Below are 16,089 nucleotides of genomic sequence, written 5' to 3' on the forward strand. Positions count from 1 at the left end.
AACCTTTAGCAACCTTAGCATGAAAACATCAGCTCTCGCCATCCTATTCCTGGCAACTTCCATTATTTGTTCGGCCCGGGCGCAAACTCACCCCGAAAATCGCATTAAAAAAGTAGAGTATGGCCTTATGCCTTATGTGCCAGTGGAAGGATTGCCGGAATGGACGATTGCCGCGCGGATGAAGGTGCATAAAATACCCGGTGTGAGCATTGCGGTTATAGACAATTACCGTATTGATTTTGCAAAGAGTTATGGATTTTCAGACACGCTTCAAAAGATACCGGCAACGAATAAAACCATCTATTCTGCCGGATCGGTAAGCAAATTAGTGACAGCGATTATCGTAATGCGGTTGGTAGACGAAGGAGTCCTTGACCTGGATACCGACGTTAACCAATACCTTACCACATGGAAGTTAGAACCAAGCAGTTATACTCAAGGTAACGCCATTACGCTGCGTATGCTTCTCAGCCACACAGCCGGGACGAGCCAGAGTTCCTATTGGGGCTTCAGGCAGGGACAGGCACCGTTGCCGTCTGTCAGGCAAATCCTCGATGGCGACCCTGTCAGCGGCACAAGGAGGGTCGTTGTGAATAGTGAGCCGGGGAAAGAATTCCGGTATAGTGGCGGCGGGTATATGATTATCCAAATGGTGCTTATGGATGTACTCCGGACGGACTTCGAAACGATTGCCCGCCATTATGTTTTCAAACCCCTAAAGATGGACAGCAGTACTTTTGAACAGCCATTGGCAAAGCGGTATCTCCGGAGGCTTTCTACAGGTTATTCTGAAGCGCCATGGTTTACGCCGGGCGTGTATGTTTACCCACAGCAGGCAGCAGCAGGCCTGCATACCACTGCTACAGACCTGGCGTTACTAATAATTGAAATGGAAAAGAGCCTGGCCGGCACATCTTCTTATTTAAAAGCCGATACTATAAAGCAGATGCTCTCACCACAAATTACCATTAGCAGCGGGCAATACACTGAAGAAATGGGCCTGGGTGCATTTCTGTTCCGGCGCTCTGACACAAAAGGCGACCGTGTTGCATATTTTGAACATATTGGTGTAAATGCGGGGTTTGTAGCCATAGCGACAGGGAGCCTTGCCGGGGGTCGCGGTGCTGTGATACTTTTAAATTCTGGTGATGATTTTAACGGTTTCGGCAAGGAACTCGCCCGCAGCATTGCTTCTGCTTACGAATGGCCCGGATTTTTGCCCGATCGATTGTTTCCTGCCCAGCTTACAGAGGAACAGTTAAAGGAATACTGCGGTCGCTACAGGAAGGGGCCCAATGAGGTAGTTGAGATCAGGATGCGGGATGGATATTTTACAGAACGTATTAACGGCGGCAAAGAGATATTGTGTTTCCCAACCGGTAACGACGCTATTGTATTTACCGACTACAACATAAAGGGTGTCTTCCTTCGTAGCAGTTCCGGCAGCATCTCCGCATTGCGGACGGAATACCAAAACGACGATCAGGCCTGGCTCCTAATGCCTGATGGAGAATACACCGCACGTGAATATATTGCAGCGGGCAACTATCTACAGGCAGAAAATGCGATAATTAGCGATAAGCTATCGGAGAATGAGCTTACCTATTGGTCATACGAACTGCTAAATTCAAAAAAGCCGGACCCTGAGGCAATAAGCGCTATCCTTAAGTCAGCTCTCGCATTATATCCCGAAAGCCCGATTGTGTATTTCCGCCTGGGTGACTTGTCCCTTCTCAAAGGGAACAAGGCCGAAGCCCGCGCTCACTATGAAAAAGCCTGCAGGCTTGATCCGCAGGGGCAGGAATGCAGCGCCAAATTAAAAGCTACTGAATAATACATAGAGCAGCTAATCCTTTCGGGAAATACATATATGAACTCTATTGATTTATGAATCGGCAATCTGAAAGATGTTAAGGATTTATTACTTCCATCTTAAAATGGTAAATACGAAGATGCAAAAAGATTTCCGTAAAAGAAAAAGCCCCTAATCTTTTGAAAAGGGGCTCTTGTTAAGTTTGGAAAATTATCTCTTAATGAATTTTACATGCGTACCGCTAGCGGACTTTATAAAGTACATCCCTGCACTTAATTCGCCTGTGCCAATGGTATTAATTCCTGATTTTAAAGCCTGGCTGCTGATCGTTTTTCCTGTCATATCGGTTATTACGATCTCGGTTGCTTCTTCTGTCTCAATAAATAACTGATCGACTACAGGATTCGGATATACTTTCCATCCTTTTTGTACAAACGTCTCCGCGCCTAAATTGGTAATCGCAACACATTCTGAGGTTGCACTACATCCGTTTTGGGTTACAATGACGGAATAAGAGCCGTTTGCTGTTGCTGTGAATGATGCACCGTTAGCCCCATTTATTGGCTGGTTAGTCGCGCAGTTGATCCATTGGTAGGATGCGCCTGTGGCAGATGCAAAAATCGTAGCTCCTGTAGTGGTAACATCTGTATTTACAGAATTTACTACCACCGTCATAGTTGCAGTTGATGCACACTGGCCAGCATTTGGAGTGAAAGTATACGTAGTCGTCGCGTTGTTGTTTACCGCAGGGCTCCATGTACCGGTCACTCCATTGGTTGAAGTAGTAGGCAATGTAAACGAACCACCAGGGCATATTGCCGCAACCTGTGAGAATATTGGCACAACGTTATTATTCACGGTTACGGTCATTGTAGCCGTAGTAGCACACTGTCCTGCATTTGGCGTAAAGGTGTAAGTAGTTGTAGCATTGTTATTCACTGCCGGGCTCCATGTACCAGTAACTCCATTATTGGAAGTCGTTGGCAAGATAAACGAACCACCAGGACATATAGCCGCAACCTGTGAGAATATTGGCACAACGTTATTATTCACGGTTACCGTCATTGTAGCCGTAGTCGCACACTGGCCGGCATTTGGCGTAAAGGTGTACGTGGTAGTTGCGTTATTATTTACTGCAGGGCTCCATGTACCTGTTACTCCATTGGTTGAAGTCGTTGGCAAAGTGAACGAACCACCAGGGCATATTGCTGCAACCTGTGAGAATATTGGCACAACGTTATTATTCACGGTTACGGTCATTGTAGCCGTAGTAGCACACTGTCCTGCATTTGGCGTAAAGGTGTAAGTAGTTGTAGCATTGTTATTCACTGCCGGGCTCCATGTACCAGTAACTCCATTATTGGAAGTCGTTGGCAAAGTGAATGAACCACCAGGGCATATTGCTGCAACCTGTGAGAATATTGACACAACGTTATTATTCACGGTTACCGTCATTGTAGCCGTTGTAGCACACTGGCCGGTTGTAGGCGTAAAGGTATACGTTGTAGTCGCGTTGTTGTTTACTGCCGGGTTCCATGTTCCTGTTACTCCATTAGTAGATGTTGTTGGCAATGTAAACGAGCCTCCTTGGCAAATTGCAGCAACCTGTGTAAAGGTTGGCACTGTACCGGGAGTTACCGTTACTGTCATTGTAGTGAAAACCGCGCATTGACCTGAAGTCGGCATAAATACATATGTCGTAGTAGCAGTATTGTTTATAGCCGGGCTCCATGTTCCGGTAATACCATTATTAGAAGTCGTTGGCAATGTAAATGACCCTCCCTGACAAATAGCTGCAACCTGGGTGAACGTTGGTGTTACATTATTATTTACCGTCACTGTCATTGTAGCAGTAACCGCACACTGGCCTGCGTTTGGTGTAAATGTATAGGTAGTAGTAGCTGTGTTATTCACCGCCGGGCTCCAGGTTCCGGTAATGCCATTGTTTGAAGTTGCCGGCAACGTAAATGACCCTCCCTGGCAAATTGCCGCCACCTGCGTGAACGTTGGAGCTATATTATTATTTACAGTTACCGTCATCGTAGCATTAACCGCACACTGGCCTGCATTTGGCGTAAATGTATAGGTAGTAGTCGCTGTAGTATTCACTGCGGGGCTCCACGTGCCTGTGATACCGTTAGTTGAAGTCGAAGGCAGCGTGAACGATCCCCCTAAACATATAGCTGCCACCTGTGTAAAGGCAGGAGTTACCGGATTGGTAACCGTCATGGTTATTGCATTACTGGCAACAGTTGGGGTAGTCGGGCATAGTACGCTACTTGTCATTACAACCGTAACTACAGCGCCGTTAGTCAGCGTGCTTGTGGTGAATGTAGGGCTGTTCGTGCCAGCATTGTTACCGTTCACTTTCCATTGGTATTGTGGTGCCCCACCGCCATTAACAGGTGTTGCTGTAAAGGTTACCGGGCTGCCACTGCATACCTGGGTGGCCGAAGCGGCAATGGAAACCGAAGCGTTGCAAGGCTGTATCGCCCCGTAAACGCATATAGAAAAGTTGTCGATTGTAAGTCCCTGGTATACGTTGAATACCCGGATGTAATATTCCTGGCCCTGCGTAAGGCCGGAGGCTGTTCCCGTTTCGCTAAGATTTACCCCCACACTATTGACACAAGCAATAGGAGTACCTGTGCATCCACCCTGGAACACCTGGAAACCAAGGTCGCGTCCTGACATCGGCCCCACATAAATGTTTGCAGAAGCGCCTTCGGCTATGAACCTGAACCAAACGTCCTGGCCGGCCTGTGGTGCGCACGAGATTGCCTGTCCATCAAACATTGCACCGCTAAATGTAGCGCCTATCTGTGAGCAGGTCGTGTTTTGGGTTAAAAGCGTTGCGTTTTGGCAGGTATCATTTACAGGCTTCGGATATTTTGTAATGCAGAAGGAAATATTGTCTGATGAATATCCTGTCATATTATGGAAAAAACGGACATAATAGGTTTGCCCTATGACAAAGTTATTATTGATGTAGTACTCTGACGTGTTGCTGCCAAAACTGTTTACACATGCCATTACGTTACCCGAGCAGCTTCCTTCAAATATCTGGAAACCTGGGTTAAAGAATGAAACCGGATTAAGATAGATACTATAAGTTTGTTCTGTAGCCACAAACTTGTACCAAATGTCCTGCGACGTAGTACCCGCCGGGCAGGCAGCCGGCCCATCAAGTGTTGACCCTATGAATGTTCCGCCCACATAAGTGCAGGTTGTTCCGGGGAATACTTCTGTCGCATTCGCGCAGAGGTCGTTAACCGGCGTTGGATATTTGGTAAGGCATATCCTGAAATTACTGAGAGGAAGTATGTTGGTAGCATTGAATACTCTTATATAATATTCCTGTCCTGGGATAAAATCATTACTGTAGTAGCTCTCAAATGCACCCGCAGCGCCTGAATTTACACATGCAACCACTGTACCGTTACATCCGCCCTGTATAATTTCAAAGCCGTGATTCAGGCTGGTGATCATATCGAGCGTAATGCTGTTGGTAACATCTGTCGCGGTAAACTTGTACCATACGTCCTGCTGGGTTCCCGAGGCGCATGCCGGTATGGTACCATCCATCATAGAGCCGCTGAAAGTGCCTGTTATATAGTTGCACCCTGTACCCGGTGTAAGCTGTACTGCATTGGCGCAAAGATCGTTGGCAGGTGGTGGGTATTTTATAACACATACCTGGAAATTTCTTGTATCCAGTGAGCTTAATGGGTTAATAACCCGGACATAGTATTCCTGCCCGATAACAAAATCACTGGCGAAATAATATTCGCTGCTATCAGTGGAATAGAAATTTTGACAAGAAATCAGCGTCCCGTTGCAACCGCCCTGGTAAAGCTCGAAAGCGATATTCACATTGGTTGCTCCGTCAACATCAATTTCCATCATCTTTTCAGTAGCTGTAAACTTGTACCAAACATCCTGAGAAGCGTTAGGCGCGCAGGAAGGAACACCGCCGTCTTTCAGCGCCCCGCTAAAGGTACCCGAAGTATTTGTACAGGTAAGCGCTGGGGTCAGCTGTATGGCATTAGTACAAAGGTCATTTGCCGGTGGTGGGTATTTTACAATACATATCTGGAAATTTCTTGTATCCAGTGAGCTTAATGGGTTAATAACCCGTATATAGTATTCCTGTCCTATTATGAAATTACTGGCGAAATAATATTCGGCACTATCACTGGAATAGAAATTTTGACAAGAAATCAGCGTGCCGTTGCAACCGCCCTGGTAAAGCTCGAAAGCGATATTCACATTGGTTGCCCCGTCCACGTCAATTTCCATCATCTTGTCGGTAGCTGTAAATTTATACCACACATCCTGGGATGCGCTTGTGGCACAGGCAGGTACGCCGCCATCTTTTGATGCACCACTGAATGTACCCGAAGTATTTGTACAGGTAAGCTCCGGGGTCAGCTGTTGTGCATTGACGCAAAGGTCATTAGTAGGTGTCGGGTATTTGGTAACACAAATATTGAAGTTGCGTGTCTGCAACGCAGATGATACGTTAAAAACCCGAACATAATATTCCTGTCCTACAATAAAATTGTTGTTGAAATAATTTTCTCCCCAACCTTCAGAATAACTGTTAACACAGGCAATAAGGGTGCCGTTGCATCCTCCCTGGTAAAGCTCGAAGCCATGATTAAGGTCTTGTATCTGGCCAATACCTACACTCATAGTCACATCGGTAGCAGTAAATTTATACCACACATCCTGGGATGCGCTTGTGGCACATGCAGGGACACCGCCATCTTTGAGCGACCCGCTGAATGTACCCGTAGTGAAAGTACAGCTAGTACCCGGGGTTAATTGCGTTGCATTGGCACAAAGGTCGTTGGCCGGTGTCGGATATTTGGTAACACAGATATTGAAGTTGCGTGTCTGCAACGCAGATGATACGTTAAAAACCCGAACATAATATTCCTGTCCTACAATAAAATTGTTGTTGAAATAATTTTCTCCCCAACCTTCAGAATAACTGTTAACACAGGTAATAAGGGTGCCGTTGCATCCTCCCTGGTAAAGCTCGAAACCATGATTAAGGTCTTGTGTCTGGCCAATACCTACACTCATAGTTACATCGGTAGCGGTAAACTTATACCACACATCCTGGGACGCGCTTGTGGCACAGGCAGGGATACCGCCATCTTTGAGCGACCCGCTGAATGTACCCGTAGTAAAAGTACAGCTAGTACCCGGGGTTAACTGTGTTGCATTGGCACAAAGGTCGTTGGCCGGTGTAGGATATTTGGTAACACAGATATTGAAGTTGCGTGTCTGCAACGCAGATGATACGTTTAAAACCCGAACATAATATTCCTGTCCTACAATAAAGTTATTGTTGAAATAATTTTCTCCCCAACCTTCAGAATAACTGTTAACACAGGTAATAAGGGTGCCGTTGCATCCTCCCTGGTAAAGCTCGAAACCATGATTAAGGTCTTGTGTCTGGCCAATACCTACACTCATAGTTACATCGGTAGCGGTAAACTTATACCACACATCCTGGGATGCGCTTGTGGCACATGCAGAGACACCGCCATCTTTGAGCGACCCGCTGAATGTACCCGTAGTAAAAGTACAGCTAGTACCCGGGGTTAACTGTGTTGCATTGGCACAAAGGTCATTAGCAGGGGTTGGGAATTTTTGAATGCATATTGTGAAAGATGCCGTAGTTAATTGCGCTGTAGCATTAAATACACGGATGTAATACTCCTGCCCAACGACAAAGTTATTATTAAAGTAGCTCTCGCCATTGCCTCCAAAGTAATCATTTTTGCACGCCACAACTGTGCCGTTGCATCCGCCCTGCCTGATCTCAAGCCCGTGGTTAAGGCCTGTAACAGCATTTAAGTAGATACCATGGGTAGCATCGGTCGCAGTGAATTTATACCAAACATCCTGTAAGGATTCCGTAGCACAAGTGGGCGCGGCACCGGTAATCGTCGCTCCGCTAAAAGTCCCTGTAGTGTTGCTGCATGTGATGCCGGGAGTAAGCGAGATCGCATTGGAGCAATCATCATTTGCATAAGAAATAAAATTCCAGAGGCAAAGTAAGAGTAATAGTAAATTCCGTAACATATAAAATTTTGGTTTAAATTCTTATTGTGCCTGCAAATGTAAATGGTAAGCTATAAAAGCCCGTATAGCCATGTTGCAGGTTTGTGTACTATTGTTGCATTGTTGTTAAATCTGTTGATCTTTAATGAATTGGCTCGGGCTTTTGCCAAAGTGCTCTGTGAATGACTTCGTAAAGTACGACTGGCTGCTAAAGCCGCATTTATAGGCAATTTCAGAAACGTTGCCATCATTATTCAGCAACAGGTCTTTTGCTTTTTCAAGTCGTACCATGCGAATGAAGTTGGTCGTGGAGAATCCTGTCAACGCGACAAGCTTCCTGTGCAGCTGGCTCCGGCTAACCGCCATATCGTCTGACAATTCGTTAACCGAATATTCAGGGTTGTCGATATTCACGATAATGCTTCCTATAACTTTATTGACATAGGCATTGTCGCTTTTGATGCGCTCCTCAAATGTTTTTGGGGACCGGATAGAAGCCTGGTAGTTTTCGCGATTGCGCTGTATCGTCGTAAACAGGTTGCGTACGGTAAGCTTCAGCTCATCCGGCGAGAATGGTTTTGATATATACGCATCTGCCCCGTAACCCAGCCCTTCCAGGCGGCTTTCCAGCGATGCTTTTGCCGAAAACAAAATAACCGGAAGATGGCTGGTGAATTCGTCCGACCGTATTTCCTTCAATAATTCGATACCATCCTTTTCGGGCATCATAATGTCCGAAAGCACGATGTCAGGCAATTCCTCACGAATCAGGTCAAGAGCCTGCTGCCCATTTTTGGAATGTATAACACGGAAACTATCCTGCAATACCGATATTGTGAAGGCAGCGGTATCAGCATCATCCTCGGCCAATAATAGCGTAGGGATCCCTTCCTGCTGTGCCTGTACCGTAATGGCCTCCTGCTCCTCTACGGGGATTGACACTGTGAATGTAGTACCCGAAGAACTGCTTTGCATTTTTATAGTTCCGTGCGTAAGTTCTACTAATTCTTTTACCAACGATAACCCTATACCCGTCCCGTTTGTTCCCGCAGCATATTTACCCCTGAAAAAACGGCGGAATACTTTTTTCTGTTCCTTCTCGGGGATACCCGGCCCGTTATCTTTTATCTCAATAACCAGTTTGCCCCCCTCGATTCCTGAAATGATATGGATTTCCGATCCACCGGGGCAATATTTCACCGCATTGCCAATAAGGTTGGACAGTATTTTTTCAAGTGCATTTGAGGGAAATGAATAATTGGCGCCCAGGTTATTTTTATCATAGATGATATTCTTATCCTGTGCCGCTTCGCCTGCAAGACTGTTAACTATATCTTCGATAAAGCCCCCTATATTCCCTGTGGTGTAATGAAGCTGGAAACTTCCCTTGCCAAGCTTGGAAGCATCCAGCAGCTCATCTACCAGGCGTATCAGCTTTTTTGAATTGCGCTCCATCAGCACTAAATGTTCGGGATTCCCGATACCCGGATCCTGTTTCATCAACTGTATAGGCCCATTAATAAGCGTTAGCGGTGTCCGTATTTCATGGAAAATGTTTTCGAACATCTTTAGTTTTTCCTGCTCAAATTGCTGCGTGATCTTTCTTCTCTGGAAAAGCAGGTAGGTAATAAAACCTGCGATCAGCAACACTAAAAACGACCCGAAAAGTATCAGGTTCCTTTGGTTTTTGCCCTTTTCTATTTCCTGCTTATTCAGCTGGATCTCCTTTTCCTTTTTTTCACTTTGGTACCTTATCTCAAGTTCGTCAACTTCTTTCTGCTTTTGTACAGAGAACAATCGCTGGCGCGCCTCGCTTTCCATTTTTTTGTAATGATATGCATTCTTAAAGTCGCCTACCGACTCATACGCAAGGCCGATACGGTCATACAAAGCAGGCTTGAACTGGTCTTCGGGACGCTTGTCATTCACAGCGATAGCCTTTTTCATGTATTCAATTGCGCCTGCATAATTTTTCTTTTCCAAATGATAATCACCTATGTTCTGGTAGGCTGTCATCTGGTTGACGAGGTCCTTATTTTCTAATGCAAACTCAAGGCTTTTCTCGTAGTAGTAAACACATGAGTCCGGCTTAACGGTTTGGTAGGCGGCGCCGAGGGAATTATAAACGGTCGCCAGGTATTCGGGCTGTTTTTTCTTTAAAAGTGTTTTTTCCGCATCTCTAAGGGTTTTTACTGCTTCATTAGGCGATCCGGTAGAGATTTGAAGGATGGCAAGATTTGTAGTAATCAGCGCATAGTATTGATAATCATCCCCTTCTTTCTTTGCCTGTGCTGCCAGCTTCAGGTATTCCTCGGCCTTTTTAGGATTGTTTTGATAAAAATAACAAACCCCAATCCCGTTATAAATGGTCCCTGCTAATGATTTTTCATTATGTTTTTCAGCAAGGGCCAAACCTTTCAGGTAAAAGGAAATAGCTTCCTTCATTTTATTTTGCTTCTGGTAAGCCTCCCCTATTTTGGCATACGACCTGATGACAATAACATGATTGTTATTTTTACGCCCGATTTCTATTGCCCTGTTCGAATAATATAGTGCTGAATCAGGGTTTTGGCCCAGAAAATAAGTTGCCATCTCTACATTCAGCTCTCCCCTGCGCAGTTCATTGGCACTTTTCATTAAATGGCGAAGGGAATCTGCTGTATGCTGGCCGGATACGTTTAGCGGCATCAGGAATGACAGTGCAGCAATTATAAGGAACACCAAATTTCGAAGCCCCTGACTGCAAAACATTTTGCAGGTATTGAAGCTTATAATGAATGTTTTATCGTGGAGCGGCATATATCTTTAATCTCGATTTTTTTTGCAAATATATAATAAGTCACCATGCGGTGGCTATTAACTCACTGTTTTTGTTAACATTTTGTTAAAGCAAATTGTTATTAGTTACGAATTATGCAATTATTAATTCTCTGGCTCGACTAAGTAAGTGGCTATACATATCAACGACCGTTAAATTTCTTACAAACAATAGCTATAAGAAAAATACAGTTTGTAACTTTATGTAAAACTGTATTGGAATGAAACAGCCATTACTGGCATTTAACGATAAGGGCATATACTGCGCTGCGGCCGATGTATATCTCGACCCGTGGCGGGCAGTGCCAAAAGCGATTATTACCCATGGCCACAGCGACCACTCCCGCTGGGGTCACGGCAGTTATATAACCCACCACCTTAACGTTCCTATTATAAAGCACAGGCTTGGCGACATCAACGTTGCGGGCAAGGACTGGGGCGAGACTTTTAGCATCAATGGCGTAAAATTCAGCTTTCACCCTGCGGGGCACATCGTGGGCAGTGCGCAGGTAAGGGTAGAGCATAAAGGCGAAGTGTGGGTGTTTACCGGCGATTACAAAACCGAGGACGACGGCCTGTCAACCCCTTATGAAGTAGTGAAATGCCATACCTTTATAACTGAAAACACTTTTGGCCTGCCCTGCTTTAAATGGCAGCCACAGGCAGAGGTGATGGCCGAGGTTAATGCCTGGTGGTCGCAAAACCGCGCTGAAGGGCAAACATCCATACTCTTTGGCTACACATTGGGTAAGGCGCAGCGCCTGCTAAAACACCTTGACCCGTCTATAGGGCCTATATTTACCCACGGTGCGGTTGAAAACATGACCCGGGTTATCCGGGAGATGGTGGATATGCCCGAAACTACGCTTATAACCCGCGATACCAAAAAAGAAGAATTACAGGGCAGCATCATACTCGCTCCCCCATCCGCACATGGCAGCACATGGATCCGGCGTTTTACCCCTTATGTAACGGGTTCTGCTAGCGGCTGGATGGCATTTCGCGGGGCAAGAAGGCGCAGGGCTATAGACAAGGGATTTGTAATGAGTGACCATTGCGACTGGGCTGGGCTGCTGGAAAGCATACAGGCTACCGGCGCCGAAAAAATTATATGCACCCACGGCTACAGCGATATCTTTAGCACCTACCTGCGTGAGCTTGGTTATGATGCCCGCACAGAGCAAACCCAGTATGAGGGCGACGAAGGCGAAACCGATACTAAAGAGCCGGATGAACTTTTGGCAGCGGAAGGAGGCACACCGTGAAGAATTTTGCCGAACTCATAAAAACACTCGACAGCAGCAACAAAACCAATGTAAAGGTAGATGCCCTTACACAATACTTCCGCGCGGCAGGCGACAGCGACAAAGTATGGACGATAGCAATACTGTCGCACCGCAGGCCCCCACGCCCGGTAAATACCAACCTGCTGCGGCTGTGGGCTGCAGAACTTGCCAATATACCATTGTGGTTGTTTGAAGATTCCTACCATATAGTGGGCGACCTTGCCGAAACCATAGCTCTCATTATCCCCACCTCCAAAGACCATAGCGAAAAAACGCTTACAGAGTTTGTGGAGGAAATGATAACACTGAAAAAGAAGACCGAGACTGAAAAAAAAGAGTACCTGCATACCAACTGGCTTTCGCTGAATTATTACGAACGTTTTGTGTTTACCAAGCTGATAACCGGAAGCTTCCGGATCGGCGTAAGCCAAAAGCTGATGACCCGGGCTTTAAGCAAAGCTACCGGCGTGAACGAAGATGTACTTGCTTATAAGCTTATGGGCGAATGGGACCCGGCACGGATAAGCTTTGAAAAACTGGTACTTACTGAAAAAGAAGACGATAACCTGAGCCGCCCCTACCCCTTTTACCTTGCCTATGCCGTAGAAGGGGAACCAAAGGATCTGGGCGATGTTGCCGAATGGAGCGCAGAACATAAGTGGGACGGGATTCGAAGCCAGACGATCATTCGCAACGGACAGCTTTATGTATGGAGCCGTGGCGAAGAACTGGTTACCGACAAGTATCCCGAGTTCAATAGCTTTTTAGGCATATTGCCAAACGGAACCGTGATAGACGGCGAAATATTACCCTGGATAGATGGCAGCATCGGTTTGTTTAACGACCTGCAAACCCGCATTGGCCGCAAGGTAGTTTCGGCTGCACTGCTAAAGAAAACACCGGTTGTCATACGGGCCTATGACCTTTTGGAATGGGAAGGGAAAGATATCCGCACGCTTCCTTATACCGAACGCCGTAAGCTTTTGGAAAAACTGTTTGAGCAGATAAACAGCTATCAGCTCCCGTTACAGCTTTCAGAACGGATACAGCTCAACGACTGGGATGAAGCCCTGCATGAAAAAGCCAAAGCCCGGGAACTGCGAAGTGAAGGCCTTATGTTCAAACGGAACGATTCTGCTTATGGAGTGGGCCGGAAAAAGGGCGACTGGTGGAAATGGAAGCTCGACCCTTTTAGTATCGATGCGGTACTTACCTATGCCATGCGGGGCAGCGGACGCCGCGCGAACCTGTTTACCGATTATACTTTCGCACTTTGGCAAACCAATGAGGATGGCACTAAGGAACTGGTTACGTTTGCAAAAGCCTATTCAGGGCTTACCGATGCCGAATTCCGCATGGTAGATGATTACATCAAAAAAAATACGCTGGACCGTTTTGGCCCCGTGCGCAGTGTAACGCCAAAGCTGGTGTTTGAAATAGGCTTTGAGGGCATAGCCTTTTCCGGAAGGCACAAAAGCGGTGTGGCAACACGTTTTCCGCGTATATTACGCTGGCGGCACGACAAAACGATAGAAGAAGCCAACAGCATAGAAGATTTAAAAGACATGATACCAAAATAGTCACCTTGATTTTAAGTATTGATTTTCCAGGTGGCAGCCAAACTACGTATTAACATGAACAGGGAACAGCTTTTCGGCATTGCTACAGACTGGTTTACCGAACGGGGCTGGAAACCTTTCCCGTTCCAGACACAAACCTGGACAGCATTTCTCCAGGGGAAGCACGGCCTGCTGAATGCCCCAACAGGCAGCGGGAAAACCTATGCGTTATGGATGCCAATCGTCCTCGACTATATAAAAAGCAACCCCGATTATAAAACCAAACACAAGCCGGGGCTTAAAGCGATCTGGATAACACCGTTGCGTGCGCTTTCGACAGAAATAAAACAGGCTGCAGAGCGGGTAGCAAACGAACTTGAGACTGGTATGACGGTCGGGGTGCGTACGGGAGACACGTCATCTTCGGAAAGAACAAAGCAGAAAACCAAAATGCCCGACCTGCTTATTACCACTCCCGAGAGTATGCAGCTCATGCTGGCATCTAAAGATTATGCTTCAGTATTTAAAACCTGCCGCGCGATAGTAATAGATGAGTGGCACGAACTGCTGGGTACCAAACGCGGCGTTCAGGTGGAGCTTGCCCTTAGCCGCTTAAAAACGGTAGCGCCAAAAATGCGCATCTGGGGTATATCGGCAACCATTGGTAACCTGCAACAGGCTATGGAAGTGCTGTTGGGGCCGCACTCTGAAGCTTTGGAAAATGCCTCCATGATAAGGGCGCACATCAACAAAAAAATAAATGTAATTTCTGCAATACCCGAAAAGATGGATGCGTATCCCTGGCGGGGGCACATGGGTCTCCATTTGGTAAAGGAAGTGGCCGATATTATTAATAAAAGCCGGACGACCCTGATATTCTGCAATACCCGTTCGCAGTGTGAACTGTGGTTTCAGGCATTGCTTGCCAAATATCCTGAATTTGCCGGGGAGCTTGCTATGCACCATGGCAGCATTGCCCACGAAACCCGGCAGTGGGTAGAGCAGGCTATTCGGGATGAACAACTAAAGGCCGTGGTTTGCACATCAAGCCTCGATTTAGGTGTCGACTTTGCGCCTGTGGAAACGGTAGTACAGGTAGGCGGCCCGAAAGGGGTAGCGCGGTTTTTGCAGCGTGCAGGACGCAGCGGCCACCGGCCCGGCGAGGAAAGCAACATTTATTTTCTTGCCACACACGCTATAGAGTTGGTTGAAGCCAGCGCCCTGCGCCGTGCGGTACAGGAAACCGTGGTAGAAGACCGCGTGCCGTACCTTAACAGCTGGGATGTGCTGGTACAATACCTTGTTAGCCTGGCCGTGAGCGATGGCTTTTACAGCGACGCTATTTTTAAAGAAGTGCAAAGTACCTTTTGTTTCCAGGGGATGACGGAAGACGACTGGCAATTCTGCCTCAACTTTATTACGCGTGGCAGCCAGAGCCTGCAGGCATATGATGAATATAAAAAAGTAGATATTGATCCGGACGGGAAGTTTAAGGTAAACAGCCGCCAGGTAGCACTGCGCCACCGGATGCAGATAGGCACCATAGTGGGCGACTCTGTAATGAATGTAAAGTTTTTGGGAGGGGGCTACATAGGAAGTATTGAAGAATGGTTTGTTTCCAAACTTAACCCGGGCGATGTATTTATATTTGCCGGGCGCAAGCTGGAACTGGCACGCATCCGCAATATGGAGGTGCTGGTACGCATGGCAAGCCCATCGGCAAAGGCGGTGCATGCCAGCTGGATGGGAGGCCGGCTTACATTATCGAGCCAGATGAGCGAGCTAATACGCGAAGAATTATATGCCGCAAATACGGATACTATGAGCTATGAGCTAAAGTCGCTTGCCCCTATGTTTGCCCGCCAGCGTAAAGAGAGCATCGTACCATCTGCCGACCAGTTCCTAATAGAAACGTTCAAAACCCGTGAGGGCTACCACGCAATTTTCTACCCGTTCGAAGGGCGGTATGTACACGAAGCCTTAGCCAGTGTTATGGCCTATCGCATCAGCTTGCTTAGCCCGATAACATTTTCACTGGCTTACAACGATTACGGTTTCGAGTTGCTTTCCGACAAAGAAATAGACATGCAACAGGTTCTTGACAACGACTTGTTTTCACCCGTACATTTGCATGCCGACCTACAGCACAGCCTTAATGCTACTGAGATGGCAAGGCGAAAATTTCGTGATATCGCTGTAATAGCAGGACTGGTATTTACGGGGTATCCCGGTAAAGTAGTTAAAACAAAACACCTCCAAAGCAGCAGCCAGCTTATTTTTGAGGTATTCCGGGATTATGAGCCCAATAACCTTTTATTCCAGCAGGCATATCGGGAGACCTTTGAACACCAGCTGGAAGAAGGCAGGCTGCTGATCGCCCTTGCCCGGATAGAACAACAGGAAATCGTATGGAAACGGTGTGAGAAACCCACGCCTTTCAGCTTCCCTATCATAACCGACAGGCTGAGAGAGCGTTTATCCAGCGAAACACTGGCCGAACGTATAAAGAAAATGACGGCAAGCTATATGAAATAAT

At 46.7% G+C, this 16,089-nt stretch carries 6 protein-coding genes; 4 read left to right on the forward strand and 2 right to left on the reverse strand.

Going from position 1 to position 16,089, the window contains the following annotated elements:
- The first annotated feature begins 19 nt into the window (after nucleotides 1-19).
- Entirely contained in the window at nucleotides 20-1,834 is a 1,815-nt protein-coding gene (locus tag AAEO56_RS12175; RefSeq protein WP_341697338.1) for a serine hydrolase, read from the forward strand.
- A gap of 189 nt (nucleotides 1,835-2,023) precedes the next feature.
- Here AAEO56_RS12175 and AAEO56_RS12180 read toward each other — a convergent pair whose 3' ends face one another.
- Both AAEO56_RS12180 and AAEO56_RS12185 read right to left on the reverse strand, forming a co-directional pair.
- Entirely contained in the window at nucleotides 2,024-7,912 is a 5,889-nt protein-coding gene (locus AAEO56_RS12180) for a T9SS type A sorting domain-containing protein (RefSeq protein ID WP_341697339.1), read from the reverse strand.
- 105 nt (nucleotides 7,913-8,017) lie between these two features.
- A complete protein-coding gene (locus AAEO56_RS12185) occupies nucleotides 8,018-10,690 on the reverse strand; it encodes a hybrid sensor histidine kinase/response regulator transcription factor (protein ID WP_341697340.1) in 2,673 nt (890 codons plus the stop codon).
- A 239-nt stretch (nucleotides 10,691-10,929) separates the two neighbouring features.
- Here AAEO56_RS12185 and AAEO56_RS12190 point away from each other — a divergent pair, with 239 nt between their 5' ends.
- The 3 genes from AAEO56_RS12190 to AAEO56_RS12200 are packed head-to-tail and all read left to right on the forward strand — an operon-like array spanning nucleotide 10,930 to nucleotide 16,088.
- Entirely contained in the window at nucleotides 10,930-11,973 is a 1,044-nt protein-coding gene (locus AAEO56_RS12190) for a ligase-associated DNA damage response exonuclease (RefSeq protein ID WP_341697341.1), read from the forward strand.
- The gene (locus AAEO56_RS12195) at nucleotides 11,970-13,574 is read left to right on the forward strand and encodes an ATP-dependent DNA ligase (protein WP_341697342.1); all 1,605 of its coding nucleotides are present in this window, start codon (nucleotides 11,970-11,972) and stop codon (nucleotides 13,572-13,574) included. Before AAEO56_RS12190 ends, AAEO56_RS12195 begins: the two co-directional genes overlap by 4 nt.
- A gap of 54 nt (nucleotides 13,575-13,628) precedes the next feature.
- The gene (locus tag AAEO56_RS12200; protein ID WP_341697343.1) at nucleotides 13,629-16,088 is read left to right on the forward strand and encodes a ligase-associated DNA damage response DEXH box helicase; all 2,460 of its coding nucleotides are present in this window, start codon (nucleotides 13,629-13,631) and stop codon (nucleotides 16,086-16,088) included.
- Nucleotide 16,089: the final 1 nt, after the last annotated feature.

It is taken from the genome of Flavobacterium arundinis (assembly GCF_038289855.1).
Taxonomy (GTDB): domain Bacteria; phylum Bacteroidota; class Bacteroidia; order Flavobacteriales; family Flavobacteriaceae; genus Flavobacterium; species Flavobacterium arundinis.